Raw genomic sequence first — 25,921 nt, 5'->3', positions numbered from 1 at the left:
CCCGACGACCGTGCCGATTCCGGTGATCGATCCGGCCGCGCCGACCCAGCCGATTCCCGCCGCGGTTCCGTCGGAGCCCAGGAGCCCCGTCATACGGCCAGAACCGGACCGCTTCAGCACCGAGATCGCTGAATCTGCTGAATCTGCCGGGATCGCTGAGACTTCCGACACACTGACCCTGTTCTGAACCGGGTCGGTCGGGCCACCTGAATAGCCTGGCGGCAGTGGTGAGTCGGGCCCACTGCCGTCGGGCACTCGGCCGGTGCGAATATTTCGTAGGTTTCAGCACGGGAACAGCTGGGTAAAAAGTTCATCAGCTGGCGAGCGCCTGCTTCGACAGCCAATACCGAGACCTCCGGCCAACGGCGTCCGGTCGGCATCAGGCAGGCGCAACGCAAGTTGGCGCTCGCCCGCTGCCTCCCTCGCTCCGACGCTCGCATCGAGGGAGATCAGGAGAACTGGCCCGGGGTGCGCCCTGTGCCGGTGGGCCCCGCGAAAGCCTGTGCGATTCCCAGCCACTCGTCGGCATCGGCGCCGAGGGCCTTCAGCGCCAGGTCGTCGCGGTGCCGTCGCTGCGTCACCAGCAGGCAGAAGTCCAGAGCCGTGCCGGTGACCCGTTGCGCGGCCGAATCCGGCCCCCACGACCAGATTTCGCCCGCGGGCGCGGTCAGTTCGATGCGGAATTCCGCCTCGGGCGGGGTCCTGCCGTGTACGGCGTACGCGAAATTCCTGGTACGAACGCCGATATGGGCGATATTGCGCAGCCGTGCGGTCGGGGTACGGGTGATCGCGAGCGTATCGGCCACGTCCTGTCCGTGCGCCCAGGTTTCCATCAGTCGCGCGCTGACCATCGACGCCGGGCTCATGGGCGGGCCGAACCAGGGCAATTTCGTGCCCGCGGGCACCGCGTGCAGCGCCTCGACGAGTCCGGCGCGCCCGCGGCGCCATCGTTCGAGCAGCCGCGCGGGCTCGAGCGCGGCGGCCTGCTCCGCGGCCTCGTCGACGAAGGTCTCCATCCTCGGCAGCGCCTCGCGCACCTGCTGCGCGAACGCCTCGGCGTCGGTCGCCGAGAGCAGGGCGACCTCGTCGGTCCACAGGAGATGACCGATCTGATGGGCGATCGTCCAGCCGGCCGCGGGCGTGGGATCGGCCCACCGCGCCCCGGACAGCGGTGCGACGATCCGATCCAGATCGGCGCATTCGGCCGTGAAATCGTCCAATAGTGCCGCCAGATCCGCCATCGAGCTCCCTTCCGCCGGTTCAGCATCGCAAACGACACCCGGCAAAGCAAGCACGCGTGCTTGGTTTCTACCAGCCGAACAGCACCATATGCACCCCGCCCACGACCAGCCCCAGCAGCGCACCGTGCAGGTACAGCAGCCAGGCGTCCTGCTCGACGGAGGCGTAGAACATCTCCATGAACTCGCCCGGGGTGAGCTGCTGGAGCTTGCGGGTGGCGAACTCGTCGATCTTCTTGGCCTGCTCCATCGCGAAGGCCTCGTCGGCGACCAGCGTGGGCGCCAGGCCCACCGCGGCGCCGGCCGCGCCCACCTTCAGGTTGTCGAACTGGCGGCGGCCGAACGCCACCCGCACGACGCCCGTGGTGGGGCCGAGCTGGCGCTGGATCTCGTCGGAGATCAGGGTCTCGATGATCTGGTAGGTCTTGTCGCCATTGGGTCCGGCGAGCAGCTCGCCGGCCAGATTGGGCAGCGTCAGGACCTCGTACGCCAGGATGTGGGCCAGGTCACCGGCCGCCTGCGGTTGCCGCTTGGCCAGCAGCGCCTGCTTCCACAGGTACTTGTAGCGCGGCTGCGGATCGCCCGGCACGAACACCATCTTGATCGCGATGACGTTCACCATCACACCGATCGCGGCCGCGGCGGCCAGCACGACCGCCCAGCCCGGAATCCAGCTGACGACCGGAATATGTTTGTGCACATTCATGTACAGGGCCAGTACCAGGCCGAACGGGGCGCCCAGCAGGCCGATGCGCACCATGAACTTCAGTTCCGGCGCGGCGATGGTGGTGGTCAGATCCTTGAGGATCCGCGGATTCTCGCGCAGATAGCGGATGACGAAAAGCTTGATGTCGATGAGCTGGTCGACATTGTCGCCCAGTTGCTCGAACCCCCGGCGGCACAGTTCCGGGAGCTCACGCGCCACCCGCTGGTAGAGCAGTTGGCGCGCCGCACGGGGCACCGCGCGCCACAGATCCGGATTCTCCCGGTACATGATGCCGTTGACCAGTTCCGGCACCTGATCGCGGGCGACCTCGGAGATGTAGTCGGCGATGCCCTGCAGGTCGAGTTCGTGGATGAAATCCTTGGGGCTGCCGATCCGCATGATCGCCATATCGACGCAGATGCTGGCCATCTTCTCGGCGCGCGCGGGGATGAATCCCTGGAAGCCCAGGCGCGACCCATCCCCGGAGAAGGTGGGCAGCACCTGCACGCGGCGGGGGAAGTACGGGTACAGCAGGGCCAGGCCCGGAATCCGAACGCCGCGAAACCGCAACGGCCAGAACAGCATCAGCACGCCGGTCCAGTTGGTCAGCCACCCCGCCGCGGCGCTGAAGATCGGAAAGCTGACCAGGTCGACGACCAGTTTGGTCTGGTGGGTGAGGTTCTCCCAGTCGACGAACACCCCGCCGGAGAGTGCCGTCATTGCCTGGCCCCCTCCTGGTCGAACGCCGCCTCGGATGCATACAGCGCCGGTCCCGCATGAGGCATCGGGGCACCGGCGCTGTCATCCTACGGCTTCAGCACGATCCGGATCGGATTGCCCTGCTTGGATTCCAGTGCGTGCACCGCCTTCTGCGCATCGGCCAGCGGCATGACCGCACTGACCGACCGGGCGAACTCCACCCGATGCAGCCGCTGGAGTTTCACCAGCTCGCGCACGTGCTCGGCGGAGGAGCCGTAGTGTCCGCGCAGTTGCTGCTTGAAGAAGCTGAACGCGGTGCCGCCGGTGATGGTGATCGGCTTGTCGGTCAACCCGACCAGCACCAGCCGCCCCTCCACACCCAGGCAGGTGATGGCCTGTTCGCGCACTGCGGGCACCCCGGCGAAGTCGAAGGCCGCGGCCAGGCCCGTGCCGTCGGTGGCGGTGAAGATCTGTGTCCGCAGGTCCTTGTCGGCCGAATCGAAGGCCAGATCCGCGCCGAAATCGAGTGCGCGCTCGCGGGCGGCGGGCGGCGGGTCGACCGCGATGATCGGCGCCGCGCCCATCATGCGCAGCAGCTGCACCCCGTGCGCGCCGAGCCCGCCCACACCCCAGACGCCGACGGGCTCACCGGGCCGGACCGCGGCCGTGGCGGTGATCGCACCCCACGGCGTGGAGACCGCGTCGGGAATGAAGCAGGCCTGTTCGAACGGCAGGTCGTCGGGAATCGGCACCAGGGTGTCGACGCGGGCCAGGGTGTATTCGGCCCAGCCGCCGTCATAGTCGACGCCGCGGGTGAACACCCTGCCCTCGCGCTCCTCACCGGCCTGCAGCAGCACCCGGTCGCCGACCTTCGCCGTTGCGACCCCGGGGCCGAGCGCGTGCACCGTGCCCGCCACCTCGTGCCCGAGGGTGACCACGTCGCCCTGGAGGAACAGCGGGGTCAGCATGCCCTCGATCAGATGCACATCGGACAGGCATACGCCCGCGGCCTCCACCTTGATCAGCACGTGGTCCGGTCCGGGCTCGGGCGTCGGTATCTCGTCGAGGCTCAGGTGTCGTTCCGGCCCCAGGTGTAGGCGTGCGGCAAGCATGATCGGTCTCCTCGCGACGTGGGCGGATGGCGGCGCTGTCTCGGCCACGAGTATTACACCGTGGTATGCCCGGTGTGAGTATCCACCGTCTGCACCCAGTCGAGCAGCTGATGGCGTCGCACGCGCGCGAATTTGTGCGGCATGCGCAGCGCCCGCCGGGCCCGGCGCCGCGACCGACGCGAGATCAGGGTGTTCAGCTCGTCGGGCGGTGCCATCCGCCGGGCCACCACCCAGTCCACCACGCCGCGGAACCAGCGTCGTTCCGCGCGCATCACCCACAGGTAGACCACCGCGAAGATGACGATGTACGCCGCGATCCGGCCCAGCGTGCTGCCGATTCCGGAGTCTCCCGTGACCGGCGCGTCCCAGACGAAATGCATTGCGGCGCCGAGCAGATAGAAGACCGCGAAGGTCAGCAGCCGCCGACCGCGCGACCAGCCGCGCGCGCCGACCGCGGTGACGATGCCGATGCCCGCGATGCCGGTGAGCATCCAGTGCGAGGTGAACGCGGTGAGCAGTCGCAGCACGCCGACGATCAGCGCGCTGCCGACATCCCCCTGCGCGGACTGCAATCCGGCGTTGGCCTCGTAGGTGACGTCCTCGACGACCTGGAAACCCAGACCGACGAAGCCGCCGAGCAGCAGGCCGTGCATCGGCCTGGTCAGCAGCGGGCGGGCCAGGCAGGCGACGGTGAACACGCCGGCGCCCTTGATGGCCTCCTCGATGATCGCCGCGGAGATCGGGGCCTGCCAGTCGGTCGCGAATCCCTCACCGGCCAGGTTCTGGATGACGCGAATGATGTTGTCGTTGGCGAACATCGCGATTCCGGTGCCGGCCGCCGCACCCCAGACGAACCCCATCGCCAGCACGCTCGCGATGCGCACGTGCGCGCGGAAGAAGTCGAGCCACAGGATGAGGGTGGAGATCACCAGCAGTGTCACGATGGTGAACGGCAGGCCCACCAGGATTCCGGTCCAGGTCACCATCGCGACGGGCAGCAGTTGCAGCACGAAGCCGATCAGCCCGCCGAAACACACCAGGCAGTACACCCACCACAGCGCCGAGCGAGGCTGCAACCAGATACGCCCCGGCCAACTCATGATTTCACTCGCAGGGAGTAGATCACCGGCAGCAGATCCGCCTCCGTCGCCGGGCCGCTGAGCAGCACCGAAACCGCCAGATTCTTGTTGCCGAGGATCGCGCACACCCCGGCGTGCGTCCGGCCGTGGCAGGTGGGTCCGGAGAATCCGTTCGTGTTGCCGATCTGCTCGTTGTCCAGGACCACCGGGAACGCCTGTGCCGCCAGAACTTTGCTCCGCCACCGGGTCGCCGCCTCGAAATCGGTGACCCCGTTGACCGCGTTCACCAGAAGTACCAGCCCTCGCGGCCCCTCGAGCACCGCGGTCGTGTCATCCCCCGTGGTCCGCCGACTCCATCCGTCCACACCCGAGAACACGACCGTGTCCGGCGATTCTCCCGGCGCGGTGAGGCTGATCTCCTCCCCCTTGGCCACCGTCTCCAGCCGCTCCGGCACCACCGCCGCCAGCGCCGCCGGCACCGCGATGAGCACCCCCACGATCCCGAGCACCACCCCGGCCAGCCGCCAGTCACGCCCTCTGCCCACGCAGACTCCTTTCGGCGCAGCCCGCCGAGACCCGGCAAACCAACCTGTCAACGATAAGGGCACCGTCATGTCGGGATGAGCAGCAACACGATTGTGCGGCTAGGACGGCCAGTTCGAGAGCGTGTGATGCAGTGCGTCCACGATCTGCGGCCAAGAGTCCTCGGGTGGCCGCGAGTGCGCGAATCCACCCGCCGCCTCGAGGGTGGCGAATCCGTGAAAGGTGCTGCGCAGCAGGCGCCCAGCGTCCAGGGCCTCGGTCTCGCCGAGGTGATAGCCGCGCAGCATGGCCGCGGTGAGTTCGATGCCGCGCAGCAGTGCGGGCTCGCCGGAGACCTCGGCCGGATCCATCCGAATCTGCGTCGCCGCATACCGTTCCGGATATTCGAGCACATAACCCCGGTAGGCGTCGGCGAAGGCAACCAGCGCATCCCTGCCCGCCCGGCCCGCGACCGCCGCACCGATCCGCTCGTTCAACTCGGCGCCGGCCAGCAGCGCCACCCGCACCCGCAGATCGTGCAGATTCCGCACATGCGCGTACAGGCTCGGATCCCGCACCCCGAATTTCCGCGCCACCGCCGACAACGTCAGCCTGTCGAACCCGATCTGATCGGCCAATTCGGCCGCCGCACGCACCACCCGCTCGGTGGTCAGTCCTGATCGGGGCGACATATCAACAACCTAATACGTCCGGGTCCCGAGACAGGGTGGTCAGGGCGACGGCCTGATGGTGGCGGCTAGGCGACGTGTAACCCTCGGATGTTCAGATTGGAACAATCGGGAGATGGTCAGTGTTGAGTAGGTGACGCTCAACTTTGGGTCGATGACCTGTTCGCGGTCGGTGAACAGGGGTTCGGAACAGAACCCGCGGGTCCGGGGTTGAGTAGGTATCGCTCAACTTTTCCGAAAGGGTCGAACGTGACTACACCACAGAATTTGCCGGTGCTGTTCCTCACCGATCCGGTCGTGCTGCCGGGCATGGTCGTGCCCATCGAGCTCGACGAGTCGGCGCAGGCCGCCATCGATGCCGCCCGGGCCGCGGGGCTGGACGCCGTGCTGCTCGCTCCCCGCCTCGCCGAGGGCTACGCCTCGTTCGGTGTGGTCGCCGCCATCGAGCAGGTCGGCCGGATGCGCGGAGGCGCGCCCGCCGCGGTATTGAAGGCCGAGCGCCGGGCCAAGATCGGCCACGGGGTGACCGGGCCGGGCGCCGCGCTGTGGGTCGAGGCCGAGCCGGTCGAGGTTCCCGAAGCGGACGGTCGCACGAAAGAGCTTGCGGCCGAATACAAGAAGCTGGTCGTGGCGGTGTTGCAGCGGCGCGAGGCCTGGCAGGTCATCGACGCGGTGAACCGGCTGACCGATCCCTCCGCCCTGGCCGACACCGCCGGATACGCGCCGTACCTGACCGATGAGCAGAAGCGCGAGATCCTCGAAACCCCGGACGTTGCGACGCGTCTGACCACGCTGATCGGCTGGACCAAGGATCACATCGCCGAGGCCGATGTCGCGGAGAAGATCAGCGAGGACGTGCGCGAGGGGATGGAGAAGTCCCAGCGCGAATTCTTGCTTCGCCAGCAGCTCAACGCGATTCGCAAGGAGCTGGGCGAGGGCGAGCCGGACGGCGCCGACGACTACCGCACCCGAGTCGAGAACGCTGATCTGCCCGAGGCCGTCCGCACGGCCGCGATGCGCGAGGTCGACCGGCTCGAGCACGGTAGCGAACAGAGCCCGGAGGCGGGCTGGATCCGCACCTGGCTGGATACCGTGCTGGAACTGCCCTGGACGGTCAAGACCACCGATTCGACCGATGTCGCGGCGGCCCGCGAGGTGCTGGACGCCGATCACCACGGCCTGGACGAGGTGAAGGACCGCATGGTCGAGTACCTGGCGGTGCGTTCGCGGCGGGCCGCACGCGGCCTCGAGGTCGTGGGCGGGCGCGGTTCGGGCGCGGTGCTGGTGCTGGTCGGTCCCCCCGGCGTCGGTAAGACCTCGCTCGGTGAGAGCGTGGCGCGGGCGCTGGGCCGCAAGTTCGTGCGCGTCGCCCTGGGCGGCGTGCGGGACGAGGCGGAGATCCGCGGGCATCGGCGCACCTACGTGGGCGCGCTGCCCGGTCGCATCGTGCGCGCGATCAAGGAGGCGGGTTCGATGAATCCCGTCGTGCTGCTGGACGAGATCGACAAGGTCGGCTCGGACTTCCGGGGAGACCCGGCCGCCGCGCTGCTCGAGGTGCTGGACCCGGCGCAGAACCACACGTTCCGCGATCACTACCTGGATCTGGATCTGGACCTGTCCGACACGCTGTTCATCGCGACCGCGAACGTCATGGACACCATCCCGGGCCCGCTGCTGGACCGCATGGAGCTGATCACCGTCGATGGCTACACCGAGGACGACAAGGTCGCGATCGCTCGTGACTTCCTGGTCCCGCGCCAGCTCGAGCGCAATGCGCTGACCGCACAGGAGGTTTCGATCACCGACGCGGCGCTGCGCGAGATCGCCGCGAATTACACCCGTGAGGCGGGCGTGCGGCAGATGGAGCGCCTGGTCGCGAAGGCACTGCGCAAGGCCGCGACGAAGCTGTCCGAAGCCGATCGCGTGGCCGATGAAAACCTCTCCGGCGCGGGCGAATCCGCCGCGGATTCGGGATACGACCCGGTGCTGGGCTACGACTCGCTCGTGCGTGAGGACACGGCGAAGGCGACGGTGTCCGAGGGCTCGCTGAGCATCGACCTGGGCGACCTGAAGGACTTCCTTGGCCGCCCCCGGTTCACCCCGGATTCGGTGGAGCGCACCGCGGTTCCGGGCGTGGCGACGGGCCTGGCGGTGACGGGCGCCGGTGGCGACGTCCTCTACATCGAGGCCAACGCCGCCGAGGGCGAGCGCTCGCTGACCCTGACCGGCCAGCTGGGCGATGTGATGAAGGAGTCCGCGCAGATCGCGCTGACCTACGTCCGCTCGCACCTGGAGGAGATAGGCATCGAGCCGTCGGTGCTGGATCGCAACATCCACATCCACTTCCCGGCGGGCGCGGTGCCCAAGGACGGTCCGTCCGCGGGCGTCACCATGGTCACCGCCCTGGTGTCGCTGGCACTGGACCGCCAGGTCCGCTCCGATGTCGGCATGACCGGTGAGGTCACGCTGAACGGCCGGGTGCTGCCGATCGGCGGGGTGAAGCAGAAGCTGCTCGCCGCCCAGCGCGCGGGCCTGAAGACGGTGTTCATCCCGGCCCGCAACGAGCCGGACCTGGACGACGTCCCCGCCGAGGTGCTGGCCGCGGTGGAGGTGCGACCCGTCGCCGACGTGGCCGACATCCTGGCCTACGCCATCGAGCCGGTCGCCGAACCCGCGTACCAGGCCCTGGCCACCTCGGCCTGATCGCCGATCACGAGGCCGTACGCATCCCGCGGGATGCGTACGGCCTCCTCGTATGCGCGAGCCGAGCCGGTCTTGTCGGTGACATGCGGTAGGACTGGGGTATGCCCAGGTGGCTGTTGCACGTGGACCTCGATCAGTTCCAGGCGGCGGTGGAATTTCGCCGACGCCCGGAACTGCGGGGCCGCGCGGTCATCGTGGGCGGCAACGGCGACCCGGACGAGCCACGCAAGGTGGTCACCTGCGCGTCCTATCCGGCGCGCGGCTACGGGGTGCGGGCCGGGATGCCGCTGCGTACCGCGGCCCGTAAATGTCCCGAGGCGATATTTCTGCCGCTGGACATTCCCGCGTACGAGCAGGCATCCGAGGAGGTTATGGATCTGCTGCGCACCTTCCCAGTGCGGGTGGAGGTTCTCGGGTGGGACGAGGCGTTCCTGGCCGCCGACACCGATGATCCGCGGCAACTGGCCGGCGAGATACGCACCGCTGTCGCCGAATTGGATCTGACCTGCGCAGTTGGCATAGGGGACAATAAACTTCGAGCCAAACTCGCCACCGGTTTCGCCAAATCCGTCGGCAAGTCCGGGATGGTTGCCGCGCCCGTGGATTCGCCGGCCGCGTCGCCCGTGGATTCGCCCGTCGCGAATTCTCCTGCCACGCAAGCTGAGTCGGCCGATGAACCCGCGACCGGCACCGGCATCTTCAGCCTCACCACCGACAACTGGTCCGAACTCATGTCCGACCTCCCCACCAGCGCCCTGTGGGGTATCGGCTCGCGCATCGCTAAACGCCTGGAGGCCCTGGGCATTACGACGGTCGCCGAACTGGCCGCATCGGACCGGCAGGCGCTCGCGGCCGAGTTCGGCCCGGCCACCGGCCCATACCTGTGGGTCCTCGGACATGGTGCGGGCGATACCGACGTCGTCACCGAGCCGCGAGTCCCGGTGGGCCACGGCAAATCCGAGACCTTCCCGCAGGACCTGACCGATCGCGCCGAGATCGACGCCGCGGTGGTCCGGCTGGCGACCGCGGTCGCCCAGGAGGTCGCCGCCGACGGACGCGTCACCACGAGGGTGGGCGTCACGGTGCGCACCAAGACCTTCTACACCCGCACCAAACAACGCAAGCTCCCCGCCCCGACGGCCGACGTCGCCGAGATCGCGCAGGTCGCTCTGGAGATTCTGGACCGCTTCGAACTCGACCGGCCCATCCGCCTGCTGGGCGTGCGCCTGGAACTGTTGCCCGAATAGGGCGGGCACGGTTATCTACGTTCGAGTCGTTTGTCATGCTGACAGGGACATCACGGAGAGGGAACCCATGACCGAGTACGAGACGATCGGATTCGAGCGGAGCGGGCCGATCGCCCGGATCACGCTGAACCGTCCGAACGCCGCCAACGGGATCAATCACGTGCTGGCCCGGGAGCTGGCGCAGGCAGCATCGTTCTGTGCGGACGACCCGACACTGAAGGTGGTCACGCTGACCGGCGCGGGGCGGTTCTTCTCTGCCGGCGGCGATCTCAAGGCGATGGCCGCGCAGGAGGACACCGCGACCTACCTCGAACATCTGGCGGGCGCGCTGCACGAGGCGATCTCGTCGTTCGCGCGGATGGACGCGCTGCTGATCATCGGGGTGAACGGCACAGCGGCCGGCGCGGGGTTCAGCCTCGCGGTCACCGGTGATCTGGTCGTGGCCGCCGAATCCGCCTCGTTCACCATGGCCTACACCCGGGCCGGGCTGAGCCCCGACGGCGGCTCCTCCTACTACCTGCCGCGGCTGATCGGCCTGCGCCGCACCCAGGAGCTCATGCTGTCCAACCGCACCCTGTCCGCCGCCGAGGCGCTGGACTGGGGTCTGCTGCATCGCGTCGTCCCCGCCGACGAGCTCACCAAGGCGGTCGACGAGCTGGCCGCGCAGTTCGCCGCCGGACCGCGCCACGCCAACGCCAACGTCAAGAAGCTGCTGCTGGTCAGCTCCGATCACACCCTCGAGCAGCAGCTGGCCCGCGAGGCCGCGTTCATCAGCGCGGCGTCCGTCGACCCGGACGGCAAGGAGGGCATCGCCGCCTTCATCGATAAGCGCCCGCCCGCATTCGGCTGATCCGCGAACGCGCCGCCGGACTGCCGCCAGCGCGAAGTTCACCCGGCCGGCTCGCCGATCGTCCCCTAGGGTGGGGGCCCATGAATACCGCGTTGGTCACCTCGCCACCGGTATCCACGCAGACCCCCATCCGCCGGTGGACGAGTCCGTTGGTCGCGGCCGTGGGGTTGATCGCGGTGCAGCTGGCGGTCCGCGGGTGGGTGGCCGGGCGAGGCTATTTCTATTGGGACGACCTGATTCTCGCCGGACGCGCGGGCAGGCTGCCTTTGTTATCGGCGAAGTTTCTGCTGTACAACCAGGACGGGCATTTCATGCCCGCGGCCTTCGCCCTCTCCTGGGTAACCACCCGCCTCGGCCCGTATGTCTGGACCGGCCCGGCGATCTCGATGCTGGTGCTGCAACTGGCCGCATCGATCGCGGTCCTGCGCATGCTGCTGGTGCTGAGTTCGGCCCGGTACGCCGCGCGCGGGGCCCCCGCGGCGGTTGGCGACGTCCGCGAGGGCGGTTCGGGGATGCTGCGATCGTGGCGCGGCACCTGGGGAAACCTCGCGCGCCACACGCCCTGGATGATCCTGCTCCCCTTGGCCTTCTACCTGTTCTGTCCGTTGACGCTGCCCGCCTTCGCCTGGTGGTCCGCGGCGTTGAACGCGCTGCCGCTGCAATTCGCCCTCGCCTGGGTGGTCGGGGACGCGCTGCTGCTGGTGCGCACCGGACGGACCAGGTACGCGGTATCCGGATGCGTCGTGCTGCTGGTCGCCCTGCTGTTCTTCGAGAAGTCGGTGATCGTGCCGTTCGTCGCGTTCACCGCGGCCGTCCTGCTGCGGTACGTCGACGGGCAGGACCGCCCGATCCGGATGGTCGCACGGCGCGGGGCCGGGCTGTGGATCGGATCGGCGGCGCTGCTGTTGTGCTGGGGGGCGCTGTACGGGACGGTCATGCACGTCTCGGCGGTGCACAGCACCGCGGCGGGGGTGCGGGCGCTGCTGAATCACGCGGTCTCGCGCGGCATCGTCCCGGCACTGCTGGGCGGGCCGTGGAGCTGGGATCGGTGGTTGCCCTCCGTGCCCTGGGCCGCGGCGCCGGGATGGGCGGTGATGGTAGCCTGGCTCGTCGTCGCGGCCGTGGTGGCGTACTCGCTGCGGACTCGCCGGCGAGTCTGGCCGGTCTGGCTGGCATTGGTGGTCTATGTGATCGCGGCGCAGCTCCCGGTCGCGCTGGTCCGGGGCGGCCCTAACACCACCGACGAGCTGAGCCAGTCGCTGCGCTACCTCGCGGATCTGGTGGTGCCCCTGGCCATCGCCGGGGCATTGCTGCTGCGCGCTCCCCGACGTAAGCCCCAACGCGCTGCGCTGCGCCCGGCGCTGGTGTTCGGGCTGGCGGCGGCGTTCGTGGTCAGCAGCCTGTGGTCCACCTGGAGCTTCAGCCGGTCCTGGTCGGCCGACCCGACCAGGACCTACCTCACCGCCGTGAAATCGGCGCTCGCCGCACCGGGCGCACCGCTGCTCGAACAGGAACTGCCCTGGGATGTGCTGAGCCCGGTGGCCTATCCGCACAACCGGATCAGCGAGGCTCTCTCCCCGCTCGCACGTCCGGACATGTTCGCAGGCAGCACGCCACACCTGCGGATGATCACCAACAGCGGGCAGATCGTCGACGCGGTGGTCTGGTGGAACCGACGGATAGTCACCGGACGCGTGCGCCACTGCGGCTACAGCATCAGCGGGGCGCAGCCGAAGCCGATCGCCCTCGACGGTCCGATGATCGACAACGCCTGGACCGCACAGCTCAACTACCTGGCCAACCGTGACGGGCAGATCACGGTGGGCCTGCAATACGGTCAGGCCGTGCTCGTCCCGGTCCACGCGGGCGTGAACACCGTCTACGTGCGGATCATCGGTCACGGAACCTACTTGCGAATCGGTTCCCCTACACCGGGATTGAATATGTGCCTTGGCGTCGGCCCGGTCGGCGTCGCGTCCTACGATCGCTGAGTCAAGAGTATGCCGGTATGACGAGAGTCATGCTCGCTCGAGCGGCGAACGGCACCCTATGCTCGGAAGTATGGCGTTCTTGGCGATGGTGGCACATGAGACCGACGGCGGCGTGGCCTTGGTGCGTGAGGAGGTCGGGGACGATTTCCTCGGACCGGGCACCGTCACCATCAGGGTGCACTTCTCGAGCGCGAACTACAAGGACCTGCTGGCGATCACCCCGGGTGGCGGCGTCGTCCGCGACTATCCGATCATCCCGGGCATCGACATCACCGGCGAAGTGGTCGAATCGCAGGACGCGCAGTTCGCGCCCGGCGATCAGGTCGTCGCGCACGGTTACGGCATCGGTGTCTCGCAGAACGGCGGATTCGCCGAGTTGGCCCGTGTTCCGGCCGAATGGGTGGTGAAGCTGGACGGCCTGACCACGCGCGAGGCCGCGGCCCTGGGCACCGCCGGTTTCACCGCCGCGATGAGTGTGCAGGCGCTGCTGGACCGGGGCCTGACCCCGGGCACGGGGCCGGTCCTGGTGACCGGCGCGACCGGTGGCGTCGGCACGGTCGCGGTCGACATCCTGGCGGGCCAGGGCTTCGAGGTGGTGGCCTCGACCGGCAAAGCCGGTGCGGGCGAACTGCTCTCGGCGCTGGGCGCGAAGACGATCATCGGCCGGCTGCCGGAGGATCCGGACGCCAAGCCGCGCCCGCTGGGCAAGGCGCGGTGGGCCGGTGCGGTCGACAGCGTCGGCGGCAAATCCCTCGCGCACGTGCTCAGCACCATCGAATACGGCGGCGCGGCCGCGGTCAGCGGGCTGACCGGCGGATCCGGCCTGCCCACCACCGTCCTGCCGTTCATCCTGCGGGGCGTATCACTGCTCGGCATCGATTCGGTGCAGTTCCCGATCGCCGCGCGCCGCGAGCTGTGGGCTCGACTGGGCAATGAGCTGAAGCCGCGGCATCTTTCGCTGCTCGAGAACTACGCCCCGATCACCGAGGCCGAATCGGTCCTCAACGCGATCCGCGCGGGCAACCACTCCGGCCGGACGGTCCTGGGCGTGGCCGGAGAGTTCTGAAACGATTGTTCTAAAATGTGATAGCCTGCCACCATGGCGCGACCCAGGCAGTTCGACGAGGATCGGGCGGTGGATTCGGCGATGCGCGCGTTCTGGTCCTCCGGATACGAGCGCACCTCGACGCAGGATCTCTGCGCGGCCACAGGTCTGGGGCGCAGCAGCATCTACAACACCTTCAGCAGCAAACACGATCTGTTCGAGCGCGCGCTGCGTAAGTACATGCGGGAGAAGAACTCCGGCATCTTCGCGGTGCTCGACGGCGAGGGGTCGGCGCGGGACAGGCTGCGCGCACTGCTGTGGCAGATCATCGACGCGCCGCAGGACGATCCGCTCGGCTGCCTGGTGGTGAACGCGACCGTCGAGCTCGGACCGCACGATGAGCGGGTGGCCGAGTTGCTGCGCGCCGATTTCGAGCGGCGGCGCTCCGCGCTGGCCACTGTGATCGCCGCCGGACAGGGCGCCGGTGAGATCGATGGATCCCGGACGGCGGGCGATCTCGCCCAATTCCTCATCGCGGCCATCGGCGGTATGCGCGTCGCGGCACGAGGGGGTGCGGAACGGGAGGCGCTCGAGGCGATCGCGACCGTCGCACTGAGCTGTCTGTGATCGCCTCGTCGACAACCCGCTGACCTGACGTCTCGCGGCGACGTTTCCGCTGCTCCAGTTTTGAACTGAATGTTCCAAAAATGAAGGGTTCTCCCGATGCCGCTGGCCGTCTACATCCTGGGACTGTCCATCTTCGCCCAGGGCACCTCGGAGCTCATGCTCGCCGGACTGCTCACCGACATATCGCATGATCTGGGCGTTTCCATACCCCAGGCGGGCCTGCTGATCTCGGCGTTCGCGGTGGGGATGCTGGTCGGTGCGCCCATCCTGGCCGTGGCCACACGGCGATGGTCCCGTCGCAACGCCCTGCTCGTATTCCTGGCCGTCTTCGTCGTCGCGCATATCGCGGGCGCGCTGACCTCGGACTACCGGGTGCTACTCGGCACCCGCGTGATCGCCGCGTTCGTCTACGCCGGATTCTGGGCCGTGGCAGCCTCGACCGCGGCCCGCCTGGTCCCCGCCGACATGCGCGGGCGGGCGATGAGCATCCTCGCGGGCGGGCTGACGGTGGCGACGGTAATCGGACTGCCCGTAGGCACCTTCCTCGGTCAGCACCTGGGCTGGCGCGCCTCGTTCTGGGCCGTGGCCGCCCTGTCGGTGATCGCGATGGCGGGAGTGCTGGCGAAGGTGCCCGACGCCCGCCCGGACGAGCCCTCGCCGGTCCGAAAGGAGTTGCGCGCCTTGGCGAACGGCCCTGTCCTGCTGCTCTACGGCACCATCGCGACCTCGACCGCGGCCCTGCTGGTCAGTTTCAGCTATCTCGGCGCGCTGCTCACCGAGACGACCCGGGTGGGCGCGGGCTGGGTGCCGCTGTTCCTGCTGGTCTACGGCGTGGGATCGCTGAGCGGCATCATCGTGGGCGGCCGGGCCGCCGACGCCCACCCGCGGCGCAGCCTGGTCGTCGGCATCCTCGGCGTGATTCTCACCTCGGTGCTGCTGGCGCCGGCAGTCCATCAGGCCGTCGCGGTGGGCGTGCTGGTATTCCTGTTGGGAGCCTTCGGTTTCGGCGTCAACCCCACCCTCAACAGCCGGGTGTTCACCCTGGCGCCCGCCGCGCCGACGCTCGGCGTGGCCGGAAACGTCGCCTCCTTCAACACCGGCATCACCGTCGGTCCCTGGCTCGGCGGCATGGCGATCGGCGCGGGCTGGGGCTATCCGTCCGTCGCGTGGATCGGGGCCGGGTTGGGCGTGCTCGCACTGGTAGTCGTGGGCGGCTCGTCGGTGCTGGAGCGCCGCTCTCGTCCCCCCGGCGGGCGCCCCGCCATACCGGCGGCGCCCGTTATCCCGGGCGCCCCCGTCGTCCCGCGGTCCAATACCTGTTCCGGCCCTACATCGTGTGCCGATCCCGGGACGGGCGCAGGCCCCCCGGGCGCGCGCCGCGCCGCGGCTGGGAACCGGTCGAGAACTGACTCGCGCGCGTCAGGGCCTTACCGGTGACGTTTTGCTGACGCCGGCGTACCCGTGTCATCCGTTTCGCAAGATCGTTCTAGGCTCGGTGTATGCATGCGATCCGGTACGAGCGAGTCGGTGGTCCCGAGGTTCTGCGGCTGGTCGAGGCGCCGTTGCCCGAACCCGGGGGTGAGCAGGTGCGAGTGGCCGTGCGCGCGGCGGGGGTGAATCCGGCGGACTGGAAGACACGCCAGGGGCTCATGCCCGGGCCGCCCGAATTCCCGCGCGGAATCGGGGTCGAGATCGCCGGGGTCGTGGACGCGGTCGGACCCGATGCGGCGTGGCGGGTGGGCGATGAGGTCATCGGCTGGTCGGTGGGCGGCGGGTACGCCGAGTACGCGCTGGCCACGAGCTTGGTCGCCAAACCCGGCGGGCTGTCGTTCGCGGACGGGGTGGCCGTTCCGGTCGCGGCCAACACCGCCGGTGGCGGGCTGGAGGCGCTGGCCGTGAAATCCGGCGAGACGCTGCTGGTGAACGGCGCGTCCGGTGCGGTCGGCGCGATGGTCGTGCAACTGGCCCGGGCGGCGGGTGCGGACGTCATTGGTACCGCGTCGGCCGCGAATCAGGCCGTGGTCGCCCGATTCGGCGCGCGGCCGACCACCTACGGCGAGGGCGTCGCGGCGCGGGTGCGGGAGATCGCGCCGCGGGGCGTCGACGCGGTGTTCGACTGCGCTGGCCACGGATTCCTCGATGCCGCCATCGAGCTGCGCGGCGGGACCGACCGCATCATCACGATCGCCGACGGCACCGCCGCGGACAAGGGCGTGCGGTTCTACTCCCGCGCCGGGGCAACGGCGCTGGATCTCGTGGAGAAGGTCGCTCAGCGGGTGGCCACCGGGGAGTTCGTCCTGCCCGGCCCGGCGCGGACCTACCCTCTCGCCGAGGCCGCCGCTGCCCAGACCGAGAGCGAGACCGGGCACGGACTCGGCAAGATCGTCCTGCTGGTCTAGTCGCACCGCACGAACCGGCCGCATCAGGAAATGCGGGTCTGTCTTGCGTGGAATATTACGTCGCGACTGCCATGCTCTGGCTATGAAAAGGACCCTGAGCAGGACAATTACACCGGCTCTGCTTGTCGTCACCGCCCTGGGCGTGCTGCCCGGTATCGCCGGTGCGTCGCCACGGCCCCCGGGCCCGGCCGCATCGGGCGATTCGGCGACCATGGTCTCCCACGGCCTGCCCTACATGGTGTCGTGGTCGTCATCGGGGGTGCGGGTGCGGTTGGACCGGGGTAGTTTCCGGGCGGCGCCCGACGCGCAGCGGATGCAACTGCTCGATGAGCGCGCCGCGCCCGTCGAGGAGTTTCCGATGGCGTTGCTGACCGCCGCCGCACCGGTGATGCTCCGGCTGGCGGTCGAGTCACCGAAGGTCATGACGATCACCCCGGTGGCCGCAGACGGCATCGCCTATCCGGCGGCCCAGGGTGCGGACCCCGTCCAGACGTATCACCGCCTGCGTCAGCACCTGATGAACGCGTACCGGCAGGCGCTGCCCTCGGCCCAGGGCGGGGCGATCGCGGGCGGAATTCTCGGCGGTGTCCTGGGCTTCCTCGGCGGCGGGCCGACCGGCGCCGTGGGTGGCGCGGTGGACGGCGTGGCTGCCGCCGGGCGACCACGATTTCGAGGTGATGCAGCGGTTCATCACCGAATATCGCAACGCCCGGCCCGCGGGTCAGGTCGGCGCGGCGATCGGCGGTGTCGTGATGGGCGTGCTGTCGCTGCCGTTCGTCTGGTCGATGCTGTGGAATATCCCGGCCGGAATCGGGGTCGGCTACGCGGCCGGGCTCGGCACCCAGCCGGGCTTTCAGCGGGCATGGAACGACTACTACGCCAATATGATGGCGACCCCGGCGTAAGGCTGACCGGTCGCTCGATAAATGGGTAAAAGCGACAGCGATCACCGGTTGCCGTTAGATTGCCGAAAATTTTGTCATCCCGTTGGAGCGGTGAATTTCGCGACGAGTGCCCGGCGCGGAAACGCCGGGCACTCGGCGGCGAAAGGCTCAGCTACCGAACGGCAGAGTGCCCGCGGGGATCTGGTAGCCGGAGCTTCCGGCGAAGATACTTCCCCAGATGTTGAGTACGGCGTTGATCAGGTTCGTCAGCATTCGAGTCCTCCGTCGTGATGTATGCCGATCGATTGCCGATGCGGTGAATCGGACTATGAATCGGAATACTGAAAGTCGTGTTACAACCTACTGGTCGAACGATCAGCATTCCTTGATGATCGCTGTGCGAACGCTGGGAACCGGGTATGCCCGCCGTCCGGATTCCGGCGTGGCGCAGAATGACCCGGTGGATACGAGAATCGATGCGGCTCGCACGGTGAGTGCCGACCGTCCCATCGATCTCGCCGGCACCCTCGCGCCGCTACGCCGGGGCGCGGGTGATCCCTGCCATACGACCACGCCCGGCGGCGCGCACTGGCACGCGTCGCGCCTGCCGACCGGCCCGGTCACCTACCGGCTCACCCAAGCCGGCCCCTGCGCGGTGGACGCACGGGCATGGGGGCCCGGCGCGGCGGAATTCGTCGACCGATTGCCCGCGATGCTGTGCCTGGACGAGGACGTCGCGGATTTCGACCCCGCGCATCCGCTGATCGCCGAGGCGCATCGGCGCAATCCGGGTCTGCGGATGTTGCGCACCGGCCTGGTCTTCGAGGCACTGGCCCCGGCGATATTGGAGCAGCGGGTGCACACCGTCTCCGCGCGCGCGTCGTGGCGGCGGCTGGTCTCGAAATTCGGTGATCCCGCGCCCGGGCCGACCCCGGTGCCGATGCGGGTGCCGCCGCCGCCGCAGACCTGGCGGCACATCCCGTCCTGGGAGTACCACCGCGCCAACGTCGATCCGCAGCGCTCCCGCACGATCGTGCTGGCCGCGCGCATCGCCGACAAGCTCGAGCAGGCCGCGACGATGGATCCGGTGGCCGCCTCCCGGCGCCTGCGCACGGTGGCGGGCATCGGGGTGTGGACCGCCGCGGAAACCGCCCAGCGCGCCCTCGGTGATCCGGATGCCCTGTCGGTCGGCGACTTCCACCTCGCCGCGACCATCGGCTGGACCCTGCTCGGCCGCCCGATCGACGACGATGCCATGGTCGAATACCTCGAACCCCTTCGCCCGCACCGCTACCGGGCGGTGCGCCTGCTGGAGATCTCCGGCCGGGCGCGCAAACCGAAATTCGGTCCCCGCACCCCGCTGGTCGACATCACCCGCATCTGAGGCGGCTACCGCTGATCCATCGCCGCGTTGGCCGCCGCGGCGGTGCGGGACAGGGCCTCGGGCACCGGGATTCGGCCCAGATACATCTCCGACAGCCCTTGGGTGAGCACCTCGAAGGCGGCCGGGAAACCCGGGCCGCCACCGCCGGAGATGCGGGGGCCCCGCAGCACATCGAAGAACGGCGCGACATCGATTCCCTTGTGCGTCCAGAAATCTCGATAGATCTGCTGGTCGGAGACGACCGCGGGGATGCTCGAGCCGCTCCGGGCGAGGTAGCCGTCGCCCGCGGCGCTGCCGAGCCAGGCCAACAGGCGGCGCGTCGCCTCGGGGTGGTGCGTCGCGGCGTTGCCCACGACGCCGATCGCGTTGTCCGTGCTGATCCGCCCGGTGGGCCCCTGCGGGATCATCGCCACACCCCAGTGGAACTTCGCCTGCTGGGCGATCTGGGCGAGGTTGTAGGTCCCGGATTGCAGCAGCGCCATCTTCCCCTGTAGGAAGGCGTCTCTGGTGAAATCGGTGTTGGTGTTGGTGTCGGCCGCCGAGGGCGACAGCCGTTCGGCGATCAGCCGCACCAGATAGCCGAACGCCTGGACGCCCTGTGGGCTGTCGAATACGAACCGCTGGTCCGGTCCCTGCAGGCGTCCACCGGCCGACCCCAGGAATGGTAGTTCGATCGACTGAAAGTCGTTGGCGGCGTTGTACGCCCACGGCGAGACGGCCGCCAGCCGCCGCAGCAGCGGGGTGAAGGTGTCCTGATCGGCGGGACCCCAGCGCAGCGTGGACAATTCGGCCGGATCGACGTGCGCGGCCGCGAGCAGGTCCCGGTTGTAGTACATCGCCGTGCCGCCGTCCACGAATTGCGGTACCGCCCAGAGCTTTCCACGACGGGTGTACTGCGTGACGGCGGTCGGATCCCAGGTCCGCACGGCGTCGGGGCCCAGCAGTGCGCCGATGTCCATGAGCTTGCCCGCGTCGGCGTAATCCTCGTACAGGTTCGACCAGAACACGTCGTCCGCGGTGCCCCCGGCCACGTCCAGTCGCAGCTTCTCCTGGTAATCGGCCCACGGCACCACCGTGATCCGCACCTCCACGTCCGGATTCGCCCGCTGGAACGCATCCAGCGAGGCCCGGTACGCGGGCACGAAACTCGAATCCCAGATGCGCATGCGCAGCACCGTGCGGCCCGATCCGTCGCCGGTGTTCCCGAGCCACAGCGCCGCCGCGACCAGCAGTGCGACGCTCAGCACCAGGCCCAGGACCACCCGTGTCGATGTCTTCACTTCAGCCCCGTCCACGCGATCGACCGCAGCACCTGCCGCTGGAATATCACGAACAGCACCACCAGCGGCACGATCGCCAGCGTGGTCGCGGCCATCACCAGGGTCCACTGCGCGTTGTACTGGGTCTGCAGGGTCGCTGTCGACACGGTCAGCACCTGCCAGGTGTCACCGCTCGAGGCGACCAGCGGCCACATGAAGTTGTTCCACTGCGACACGATGGTGATCAGCGCGAGCGTGGCCAGGATCGGGCGGCTCATCGGAACCATCACGTGCACCAGGATGTCCAGGGTGTTCGCGCCGTCCAGCCTTGCGGCGCCGAGCAATTCCTCCGGGATCCCGCGAAAGTACTGGCGCAGCAGGAAGATCGCGTACGGCGAGGCCAGAACGAACGGAAGGACCAACGCCCAGAAGGTGTTCAGCCAGCCCAGCTTGGCGAACATCAGGTACAGCGGGATGAGGGTGACCATCGAGGGCACCATCATGGTGCCGAGATAGACCCAGAACAGCAGATCGCGGCCGGGGAATTCGGTGCGGGCGAACGCGTACGCGGCCAGGATCGAGGTGATCAGCTGTCCGCCGGTGATGAATACCGTCATCAGCGCGGTGACCAGGACGGCGCGGCCCAGCCCGTGGTGCAGTACGGTCGCGAAGTTGTCCCAGGTGACCGGATTGGGCAGGGCCAGCGCCGATCGGCTCGCGAACTGCCCCGGCGTTTTGATCGCGGTGAGCGCGCTGAGTACCAGCGGCGCGACGGTGAGCAAGGCGCCCGCGACGAGCAGCAGATACACCACACCCGTGCGGACGAGATTCGATGCGGTCTTCTCAGTACTCATAGGCCGTCCGATTCCGGAAGTACCGATGCTGCGCCAGCGTGATCGCGAACATCACCACGAACACCACGATCGCCATCACGGCCGCCCGTCCCGGCCGGGCGGCGTCGAAGGCCTCGGAAAAGATCCGCATCGCGACGACGTCCGTGCGATTGCCCGGCCCGCCCCGGGTCAGCGCGTACACCGAGTCGAACGTCTGGAACACGGTGAGCACCCCGGTGACCAGCACGAAGAACATGGTCGGCCGCAGCAGCGGCAGCAGCACCCAGCGCACCCGCCGCCACCCGCTCGCCCCGTCCAGCGTGCCCGCCTCCAGGATCTCCTGCGGGATCGCCCGCAGACCGGCCACGAAGAACAGCGCCACATAGCCGAAGTTCGACCAGATGCTGACCGCGGCCACCGAGGGCAGCGCCAGCGCGGGATCGGACAGCCATTCGATCCGTCGTCCCAGCAGCGCGTCGATCGCACCGCCGGTCGGCGCGAACAGCCACTGCCACACCACGCCCACCGCGACGGGCGCGCACATCCACGGCAGGGCGTAGATCACCCGCAGGGCCGTCCCGCCGCGCCGCCGGGCCAACGGCGTGGCGACGGCGAAGCCGAGCACGGTCTGCACCGGCACCACGATCGCCGCCAGCACCAGCGTTACCAGCAGTGCGTGCCCGAAATCTCGATCACCCAGCACCGCACGCCAATTGCGCAGGCCCACGAACCGCACGGGCCCCAGCAGATTCCAGCTGTGCAGGCTCAGCCAGGCGACCACCGCGATCGGCAGCAGCAGAAAACAGCCGACCCCGATCAGGCTCGGCAGCAGCAGCGCATAACCGGTCAGCGCGCGACGAGTCTCACGACGTTTCACACCGTGCGAACCTACCCGCGCCATGCCGATCAGCGTGCCCACCTGTCATATCGACGTGCTCGTCGCCGAGACCCGCACCAGATTTCCTCACCGATGCGACGCGTCGACGGCGTGACTCGCCCACCTCCGGTGGAGGGTGTCTAGTCGGTGGGCCCGCCCGCGACGTAGATGACCTGACCGGACACGAAGCCCGCACCCTCGCTCACCAGGAACGACGCGGTATGGGCGATATCGTCGGGAACACCGACTCGCTGCACCGGAATCTGGGATGCGGTGGCCTTCTTGAAGTCCTCGAAGTCGACGCCGACCCGTGCCGCGGTCGCCGCGGTCATATCGGTGGCGATGAATCCGGGCGCGATGGCGTTGGCGGTGACGCCGAACTTGCCCAGCTCGATGGCCAGGGTCTTGGTGAAGCCCTGCATACCGGCCTTGGCTGCGGAGTAGTTGACCTGGCCGCGGTTGCCCAGCGCGGAGGTGCTCGACATGTTGACGATGCGGCCCCACTTGGCCTCGACCATGTACTTCTGCACCGCGCGGGTGAGCAGGAACGCGCCGCGCAGATGCACGCCGAGCACCGCGTCCCAGTCGTCCACGCTCATCTTGAACAGCAGGTTGTCACGCAGGATGCCGGCGTTGTTGATCACGACGGTCGGTGCGCCGAGCGATCCGGCCAACTGCTCGACGGCCGCGGCCACCGAGTCCTCCTTGGAGACGTCCGCGCCCAGGGCCACCGCGCGCCCACCGGCGTCGGTGATCGCCTTGACGGTGTCGGCGCAGTTCGCCTCGTCCAGGTCCAGCACGCCGACGGCCAGCCCGTCCGAGGCCAGACGCTTGGCGATCGCCGCGCCGATCCCCCGAGCGGCTCCGGAAACTACGGCAACTTTTTCGGCCATGTGATCAAACCTCCGTGTTCGATGCGCGATAGGTCACTATCCAGCATTCTGACTGGTCGTCTTTTGCCAACCTTTGGCTGGGTACTCTCGATAGGACATCGCAGAGCCGTGGTTCGAGCGGCGACTGTGCGCCGATCGTCGAGGTGTAGGCCGAGCACGCTGGTCCAGAGGAGGTGGATGGTGGAGTCCGATTCGAGTGTTTCCGCACCTGCCGATGCCCAGGCGGTGTCGGCGGGGCCCACGGGTCGCTGGGCGCGGCTGCGCCACGAGTGGCACGAACGACTCGATCCAGGTGAGCAGTCGGCGCTCATCTCCTGGTCGGCGTTCACCGTGCTGTTCTCCGGGCTCAGGCTGCTGACGCATTGGATCCGCGGCGGACACGGCCCGAAGGGTGGTGGAATCAGCTTGGGGGGCAGGCACTTCCATCACTACAACATCGGCATCGCGCTGTTCGCCGGGGTGGGAGCGGTCGCGCTGCACGGCTCGCAGGAGCATCGGCGCCACCCCGCGGTGGCCGTCGCCTACGGCTCGGCCGGTGCGCTCGTGGTGGACGAGCTGGCGCTGTTGCTGGATTTGCAAGATGTGTACTGGGCCAAGGACGGACGCAAGAGCGTGGACGCGGCGGTGACCATCATCGCCGCGGGCGCGACCTTCTTCGTCGGAAAGCCGTTCTGGCAGCACGCGGGGCGTGCCCTGCGTTCGAGGTGATCGAGCGAGCGCAGGCGGCTCACGACACCCTCACGACACCCTCACGACACCCAGAGCGCCCAGGCCGCGTTGTGCCCGGACCCTTCGCAGACCAGGGCGTGGTTGTCCGCGGTGCGCGCGGACTTGTCGGTGGCCGGACTGCAGGTCGAACCCGCCTGGTCGACCGTGGGCGACACGGTGTACGGGCCGGACCAGCTGTTCGCGTTGCCGCTCTGCAGGCACAGCAGGGAGTTGCCGTCGGCGTCGGTGCTGATGAGACCGGCGTCCGTGCACGTACCGCCCTTGGTGGCCGTCGCCGAGACGGTGGCCGCCGACGTGGTCTGGGGCGTCTTGGTAGTCGTGTTCGGCGCCGGGGCGAGGGCCTCCGGCTGGGTCGGTGACGTGGTCGGCGCCGTACCCAGTGCGTCGGTGTGGAACGGGTTGTGCGGCAACGAATACCCGGACAGCATCAGCACGCCCGCGACGATCGTCACCTCCGCGACGCCGAGCATCAGCGCGAACACCGCCATGATGCGGCCACGAGGATGGCTGAACGAGATGAACCCGAATACGATCGCCACCGGGAACAGACCCACCAGCCCGCCGATCAGCGCCACGATCGAATACGGATTGACGATGGGCTGCACCTCCATCCGCAGCCGCCCGGAACGTCGGCGGTTCGGCTCGTACTCGTCGTCCCCCGGTTCCTCCGGCCAGCGGTCGCTGTCCGCCTGAAGCCGCTTCGGTGAGCGGCGCGTTTGTGCGGTGTTCATGTGATGCTCGGTCTCCGTCCGAGATTCCCCGGGTTGCTCTTCGATGAACTCGGCGGACTCTTCGGTGTATTCAGCGGGCTGTTCGATGTATTCGGGGTACTCGGCCTCCGAGTATGCGGCCTGCGAGCCCGGAATGTATTCCGACTCCGCGGACCGGGCGGGTTCGGCCCGCGGCGCCACGAAGGGTGTGGCCGCAGGTTCGGGGGCGGGCAGCCGCTGCGGCGCGGGCGTTCGGTAGCGGTCCGTCTCGGGCGCGGGCTGGGACTCCGGTCCGGACGGCGCCGAGTAACGCTCGGCCACCGGCGCCGACAGCCGTTCGGCGATCGACTCCGCGAACTGTTCGGCTACCGAATCCGCCAACCGTCGCGGCTGGGATTGCGCGGGAGGTGTCAGTCGTTGCGGAGGCAGTCGTTGCGGAGGCGCCGGCCGGTTGCGGTCCGCGGCCGGCGGTTCCGGCCGGGCGGGTAGTCGTTCCGGCTGGGACGCCGGCAAACGGTCGGTTCCCGGCGCCCGATGATGTTCCGGCGCCGGCGCGGGTCGAGTGGGTGGTAGTCGTGGTGGCTGCGGCGCTCGATAGCGTTCCGGCTCGGGGTGCGCCCGGGAAGTCTGGCGCTCTGCCGTGGGGGCCGGGACCGGGCCGGACTCCGGCGCCTGGAAGCGCTTCGCGTCCGGGACCGCACGGCCTGACTCGGGGGCCTGGTAACGCCGTGAATCCGCGTCGGGCGCCGGAGGTCGCTGCGCCTCCGGTGCGTGCCCGTTGCGTGGTGCGACCGACAGTTGGCGGATCGGGCCGGTGCCCCAGCCGTGTGCGTCCGGATCGGCCGGTAATCGGGGAACCTGTCCGGTGTCTCGGGAGCGCGTCTTTCGCCCATCCTCCGGCAGTCCGGTCACCGGCCAGGGTTTGGGGCCCGGCGGCGCCCATCCCTCGGTATCGGTGGGCTGCTCACGACGGGCCATACGTTCCTCTCGTACACCAGCAGGAACCTCGACCAACGGACCCGCCCCGGTTACGAAGAGAATAGAGGGCCGGTGTGCCACCGCGCATCACTGTGCTCGAGACGTGGGTGGTGTGCACGCGATCCGAGCGGCGGCCACCGCCGGGCGCCGACCCCGAGCGCCCGGCGGGACCGGCGTCGTTACTCCTCGAGGGCCTGTATCCCCACCACCGCGACGCGTAGCCGCAGTAGCGCGCCCGCCATCCAGAACAGCAGCACCTCGTACTGATTCAGCGGCGCGTGTGCCGCACGGGTGCGAGACACTCTGCGAGGCAGCGGAGTCCGGTGCCGTCCCGGTCCCCGGTGGCCGGGGGTCTCAGGCAGCGCGAGGGTCCCCGGCGAATCTGAGACGAGATAAAGGCCGACCGCATGCCTGCCGGGGGCGATCGTGTGGCGTGCGGGACCAAGAGCATGGCGGACGGGGGCGGC

General features: G+C 68.9%; 24 protein-coding genes. 11 read left to right on the top strand and 13 right to left on the bottom strand.

Annotation, left to right across the window (positions count from 1 at the left end; translation table 11 throughout):
- Positions 1–449: 449 nt before the first annotated feature.
- From JZ791_RS35500 to JZ791_RS35475, 6 genes are all read right to left on the bottom strand, one after another.
- The gene (locus JZ791_RS35500; protein ID WP_216900909.1) at positions 450–1,241 is read right to left on the bottom strand and encodes a TIGR03084 family metal-binding protein; all 792 of its coding nucleotides are present in this window, start codon (positions 1,239–1,241) and stop codon (positions 450–452) included.
- A 67-nt stretch (positions 1,242–1,308) separates the two neighbouring features.
- The gene (locus JZ791_RS35495) at positions 1,309–2,664 is read right to left on the bottom strand and encodes a DUF445 domain-containing protein (RefSeq protein WP_216900907.1); all 1,356 of its coding nucleotides are present in this window, start codon (positions 2,662–2,664) and stop codon (positions 1,309–1,311) included.
- Between the two features lie 86 nt (positions 2,665–2,750).
- Positions 2,751–3,755: a zinc-binding dehydrogenase gene (locus JZ791_RS35490; protein ID WP_216900906.1), complete on the bottom strand. Its 1,005-nt coding sequence runs from the start codon at positions 3,753–3,755 to the stop codon at positions 2,751–2,753.
- 53 nt (positions 3,756–3,808) lie between these two features.
- On the bottom strand, positions 3,809–4,855 hold the full coding sequence (locus tag JZ791_RS35485; RefSeq protein WP_216900903.1) for a PrsW family intramembrane metalloprotease: 1,047 nt from the start codon (positions 4,853–4,855) through the stop codon (positions 3,809–3,811).
- Positions 4,852–5,379, bottom strand: a complete 528-nt coding sequence (locus JZ791_RS35480; RefSeq protein ID WP_216900901.1) for a hypothetical protein — start codon at positions 5,377–5,379, stop codon at positions 4,852–4,854. Before JZ791_RS35480 ends, JZ791_RS35485 begins: the two co-directional genes overlap by 4 nt.
- Positions 5,380–5,478: 99 nt before the next feature.
- Positions 5,479–6,048 carry a TetR/AcrR family transcriptional regulator gene (locus JZ791_RS35475; protein ID WP_254206878.1) on the bottom strand — a complete coding sequence of 190 codons (570 nt, stop codon included), beginning with the start codon at positions 6,046–6,048 and terminating at the stop codon, positions 5,479–5,481.
- Positions 6,049–6,294: 246 nt separating this feature from the next.
- On the opposite strand from JZ791_RS35475, the gene lon reads away from it, so the two are divergent.
- From lon to JZ791_RS35435, 8 genes are all read left to right on the top strand, one after another.
- Positions 6,295–8,748 (top strand): endopeptidase La, encoded by a 2,454-nt coding sequence (gene lon / locus JZ791_RS35470; protein WP_308163280.1) that lies wholly within the window; start codon positions 6,295–6,297, stop codon positions 8,746–8,748.
- Between the two features lie 101 nt (positions 8,749–8,849).
- Positions 8,850–9,995, top strand: a complete 1,146-nt coding sequence (locus JZ791_RS35465) for a DNA polymerase IV (RefSeq protein ID WP_216900899.1) — start codon at positions 8,850–8,852, stop codon at positions 9,993–9,995.
- Positions 9,996–10,062: 67 nt separating this feature from the next.
- On the top strand, positions 10,063–10,845 hold the full coding sequence (locus tag JZ791_RS35460) for an enoyl-CoA hydratase/isomerase family protein (RefSeq protein ID WP_216900897.1): 783 nt from the start codon (positions 10,063–10,065) through the stop codon (positions 10,843–10,845).
- A gap of 80 nt (positions 10,846–10,925) precedes the next feature.
- Positions 10,926–12,836, top strand: coding sequence for a hypothetical protein (locus JZ791_RS35455; protein WP_216900895.1), 1,911 nt, complete (start codon positions 10,926–10,928; stop codon positions 12,834–12,836).
- A 70-nt stretch (positions 12,837–12,906) separates the two neighbouring features.
- Positions 12,907–13,902, top strand: coding sequence for an acrylyl-CoA reductase family protein (locus tag JZ791_RS35450; RefSeq protein WP_216900893.1), 996 nt, complete (start codon positions 12,907–12,909; stop codon positions 13,900–13,902).
- A 33-nt stretch (positions 13,903–13,935) separates the two neighbouring features.
- Positions 13,936–14,508 (top strand): TetR/AcrR family transcriptional regulator, encoded by a 573-nt coding sequence (locus tag JZ791_RS35445; RefSeq protein WP_216900891.1) that lies wholly within the window; start codon positions 13,936–13,938, stop codon positions 14,506–14,508.
- A 96-nt stretch (positions 14,509–14,604) separates the two neighbouring features.
- Positions 14,605–15,945, top strand: coding sequence for a Cmx/CmrA family chloramphenicol efflux MFS transporter (locus tag JZ791_RS35440; RefSeq protein ID WP_254206877.1), 1,341 nt, complete (start codon positions 14,605–14,607; stop codon positions 15,943–15,945).
- Positions 15,946–16,007: 62 nt separating this feature from the next.
- On the top strand, positions 16,008–16,907 hold the full coding sequence (locus JZ791_RS35435; RefSeq protein WP_216900889.1) for a quinone oxidoreductase family protein: 900 nt from the start codon (positions 16,008–16,010) through the stop codon (positions 16,905–16,907).
- Positions 16,908–17,138: 231 nt separating this feature from the next.
- On the opposite strand, the gene JZ791_RS35430 is transcribed toward JZ791_RS35435, so the two are convergent.
- Entirely contained in the window at positions 17,139–17,360 is a 222-nt protein-coding gene (locus JZ791_RS35430; RefSeq protein ID WP_216900887.1) for a hypothetical protein, read from the bottom strand.
- Between the two features lie 131 nt (positions 17,361–17,491).
- Here JZ791_RS35430 and JZ791_RS35425 point away from each other — a divergent pair, with 131 nt between their 5' ends.
- Both JZ791_RS35425 and JZ791_RS35420 read left to right on the top strand, forming a co-directional pair.
- A complete protein-coding gene (locus JZ791_RS35425) occupies positions 17,492–17,812 on the top strand; it encodes a hypothetical protein (protein WP_216900885.1) in 321 nt (106 codons plus the stop codon).
- A gap of 439 nt (positions 17,813–18,251) precedes the next feature.
- On the top strand, positions 18,252–19,175 hold the full coding sequence (locus JZ791_RS35420) for a DNA-3-methyladenine glycosylase family protein (RefSeq protein ID WP_216900883.1): 924 nt from the start codon (positions 18,252–18,254) through the stop codon (positions 19,173–19,175).
- A gap of 5 nt (positions 19,176–19,180) precedes the next feature.
- Here JZ791_RS35420 and JZ791_RS35415 read toward each other — a convergent pair whose 3' ends face one another.
- The 4 genes from JZ791_RS35415 to JZ791_RS35400 form a co-directional block, all read right to left on the bottom strand.
- Entirely contained in the window at positions 19,181–20,455 is a 1,275-nt protein-coding gene (locus JZ791_RS35415) for an ABC transporter substrate-binding protein (RefSeq protein WP_216900881.1), read from the bottom strand.
- Positions 20,452–21,288, bottom strand: coding sequence for a carbohydrate ABC transporter permease (locus JZ791_RS35410; RefSeq protein ID WP_216900879.1), 837 nt, complete (start codon positions 21,286–21,288; stop codon positions 20,452–20,454). Before JZ791_RS35410 ends, JZ791_RS35415 begins: the two co-directional genes overlap by 4 nt.
- Positions 21,278–22,168, bottom strand: a complete 891-nt coding sequence (locus JZ791_RS35405) for a carbohydrate ABC transporter permease (RefSeq protein ID WP_216900877.1) — start codon at positions 22,166–22,168, stop codon at positions 21,278–21,280. The genes JZ791_RS35410 and JZ791_RS35405 overlap by 11 nt, the downstream gene beginning before the upstream one ends.
- A 116-nt stretch (positions 22,169–22,284) precedes the next feature.
- The gene (locus tag JZ791_RS35400) at positions 22,285–23,037 is read right to left on the bottom strand and encodes an SDR family oxidoreductase (RefSeq protein ID WP_216900875.1); all 753 of its coding nucleotides are present in this window, start codon (positions 23,035–23,037) and stop codon (positions 22,285–22,287) included.
- A gap of 177 nt (positions 23,038–23,214) precedes the next feature.
- Here JZ791_RS35400 and JZ791_RS35395 point away from each other — a divergent pair, with 177 nt between their 5' ends.
- The gene (locus JZ791_RS35395; protein ID WP_254206876.1) at positions 23,215–23,745 is read left to right on the top strand and encodes a hypothetical protein; all 531 of its coding nucleotides are present in this window, start codon (positions 23,215–23,217) and stop codon (positions 23,743–23,745) included.
- A gap of 41 nt (positions 23,746–23,786) precedes the next feature.
- On the opposite strand, the gene JZ791_RS35390 is transcribed toward JZ791_RS35395, so the two are convergent.
- Both JZ791_RS35390 and JZ791_RS35385 read right to left on the bottom strand, forming a co-directional pair.
- Positions 23,787–25,454, bottom strand: coding sequence for a DUF4190 domain-containing protein (locus tag JZ791_RS35390; RefSeq protein WP_216900873.1), 1,668 nt, complete (start codon positions 25,452–25,454; stop codon positions 23,787–23,789).
- A gap of 179 nt (positions 25,455–25,633) precedes the next feature.
- Positions 25,634–25,921: hypothetical protein (locus tag JZ791_RS35385; protein WP_216900871.1), on the bottom strand; the 288-nt coding region annotated here is incomplete at its 5' end.

The organism is Nocardia alni (assembly GCF_019038435.1).
In the GTDB taxonomy this organism is placed as follows: Bacteria; Actinomycetota; Actinomycetes; order Mycobacteriales; family Mycobacteriaceae; genus Nocardia; species Nocardia alni.
This window is presented reverse-complemented; position numbering and strand designations above follow the sequence as displayed.

What these genes read in the sequence shown, in the direction of transcription:
- JZ791_RS35500 (WP_216900909.1), bottom strand. Translation starts at nt 1,241, where the DNA reads ATGGCGGATCTGGCGGCACTATTGGACGATTTCACGGCCGAATGCGCC.
- JZ791_RS35495 (WP_216900907.1), bottom strand. Translation starts at nt 2,664, where the DNA reads ATGACGGCACTCTCCGGCGGGGTGTTCGTCGACTGGGAGAACCTCACC.
- JZ791_RS35490 (WP_216900906.1), bottom strand. Translation starts at nt 3,755, where the DNA reads ATGCTTGCCGCACGCCTACACCTGGGGCCGGAACGACACCTGAGCCTC.
- JZ791_RS35485 (WP_216900903.1), bottom strand. Translation starts at nt 4,855, where the DNA reads ATGAGTTGGCCGGGGCGTATCTGGTTGCAGCCTCGCTCGGCGCTGTGG.
- JZ791_RS35475 (WP_254206878.1), bottom strand. Translation starts at nt 6,048, where the DNA reads ATGTCGCCCCGATCAGGACTGACCACCGAGCGGGTGGTGCGTGCGGCG.
- JZ791_RS35465 (WP_216900899.1), top strand. Translation starts at nt 8,850, where the DNA reads ATGCCCAGGTGGCTGTTGCACGTGGACCTCGATCAGTTCCAGGCGGCG.
- JZ791_RS35460 (WP_216900897.1), top strand. Translation starts at nt 10,063, where the DNA reads ATGACCGAGTACGAGACGATCGGATTCGAGCGGAGCGGGCCGATCGCC.
- JZ791_RS35455 (WP_216900895.1), top strand. Translation starts at nt 10,926, where the DNA reads ATGAATACCGCGTTGGTCACCTCGCCACCGGTATCCACGCAGACCCCC.
- JZ791_RS35450 (WP_216900893.1), top strand. Translation starts at nt 12,907, where the DNA reads ATGGCGTTCTTGGCGATGGTGGCACATGAGACCGACGGCGGCGTGGCC.
- JZ791_RS35445 (WP_216900891.1), top strand. Translation starts at nt 13,936, where the DNA reads ATGGCGCGACCCAGGCAGTTCGACGAGGATCGGGCGGTGGATTCGGCG.
- JZ791_RS35440 (WP_254206877.1), top strand. Translation starts at nt 14,605, where the DNA reads ATGCCGCTGGCCGTCTACATCCTGGGACTGTCCATCTTCGCCCAGGGC.
- JZ791_RS35435 (WP_216900889.1), top strand. Translation starts at nt 16,008, where the DNA reads ATGCATGCGATCCGGTACGAGCGAGTCGGTGGTCCCGAGGTTCTGCGG.
- JZ791_RS35430 (WP_216900887.1), bottom strand. Translation starts at nt 17,360, where the DNA reads ATGCCGTCTGCGGCCACCGGGGTGATCGTCATGACCTTCGGTGACTCG.
- JZ791_RS35410 (WP_216900879.1), bottom strand. Translation starts at nt 21,288, where the DNA reads ATGAGTACTGAGAAGACCGCATCGAATCTCGTCCGCACGGGTGTGGTG.
- JZ791_RS35405 (WP_216900877.1), bottom strand. Translation starts at nt 22,168, where the DNA reads ATGGCGCGGGTAGGTTCGCACGGTGTGAAACGTCGTGAGACTCGTCGC.
- JZ791_RS35400 (WP_216900875.1), bottom strand. Translation starts at nt 23,037, where the DNA reads ATGGCCGAAAAAGTTGCCGTAGTTTCCGGAGCCGCTCGGGGGATCGGC.
- JZ791_RS35395 (WP_254206876.1), top strand. Translation starts at nt 23,215, where the DNA reads ATGGTGGAGTCCGATTCGAGTGTTTCCGCACCTGCCGATGCCCAGGCG.
- JZ791_RS35390 (WP_216900873.1), bottom strand. Translation starts at nt 25,454, where the DNA reads ATGGCCCGTCGTGAGCAGCCCACCGATACCGAGGGATGGGCGCCGCCG.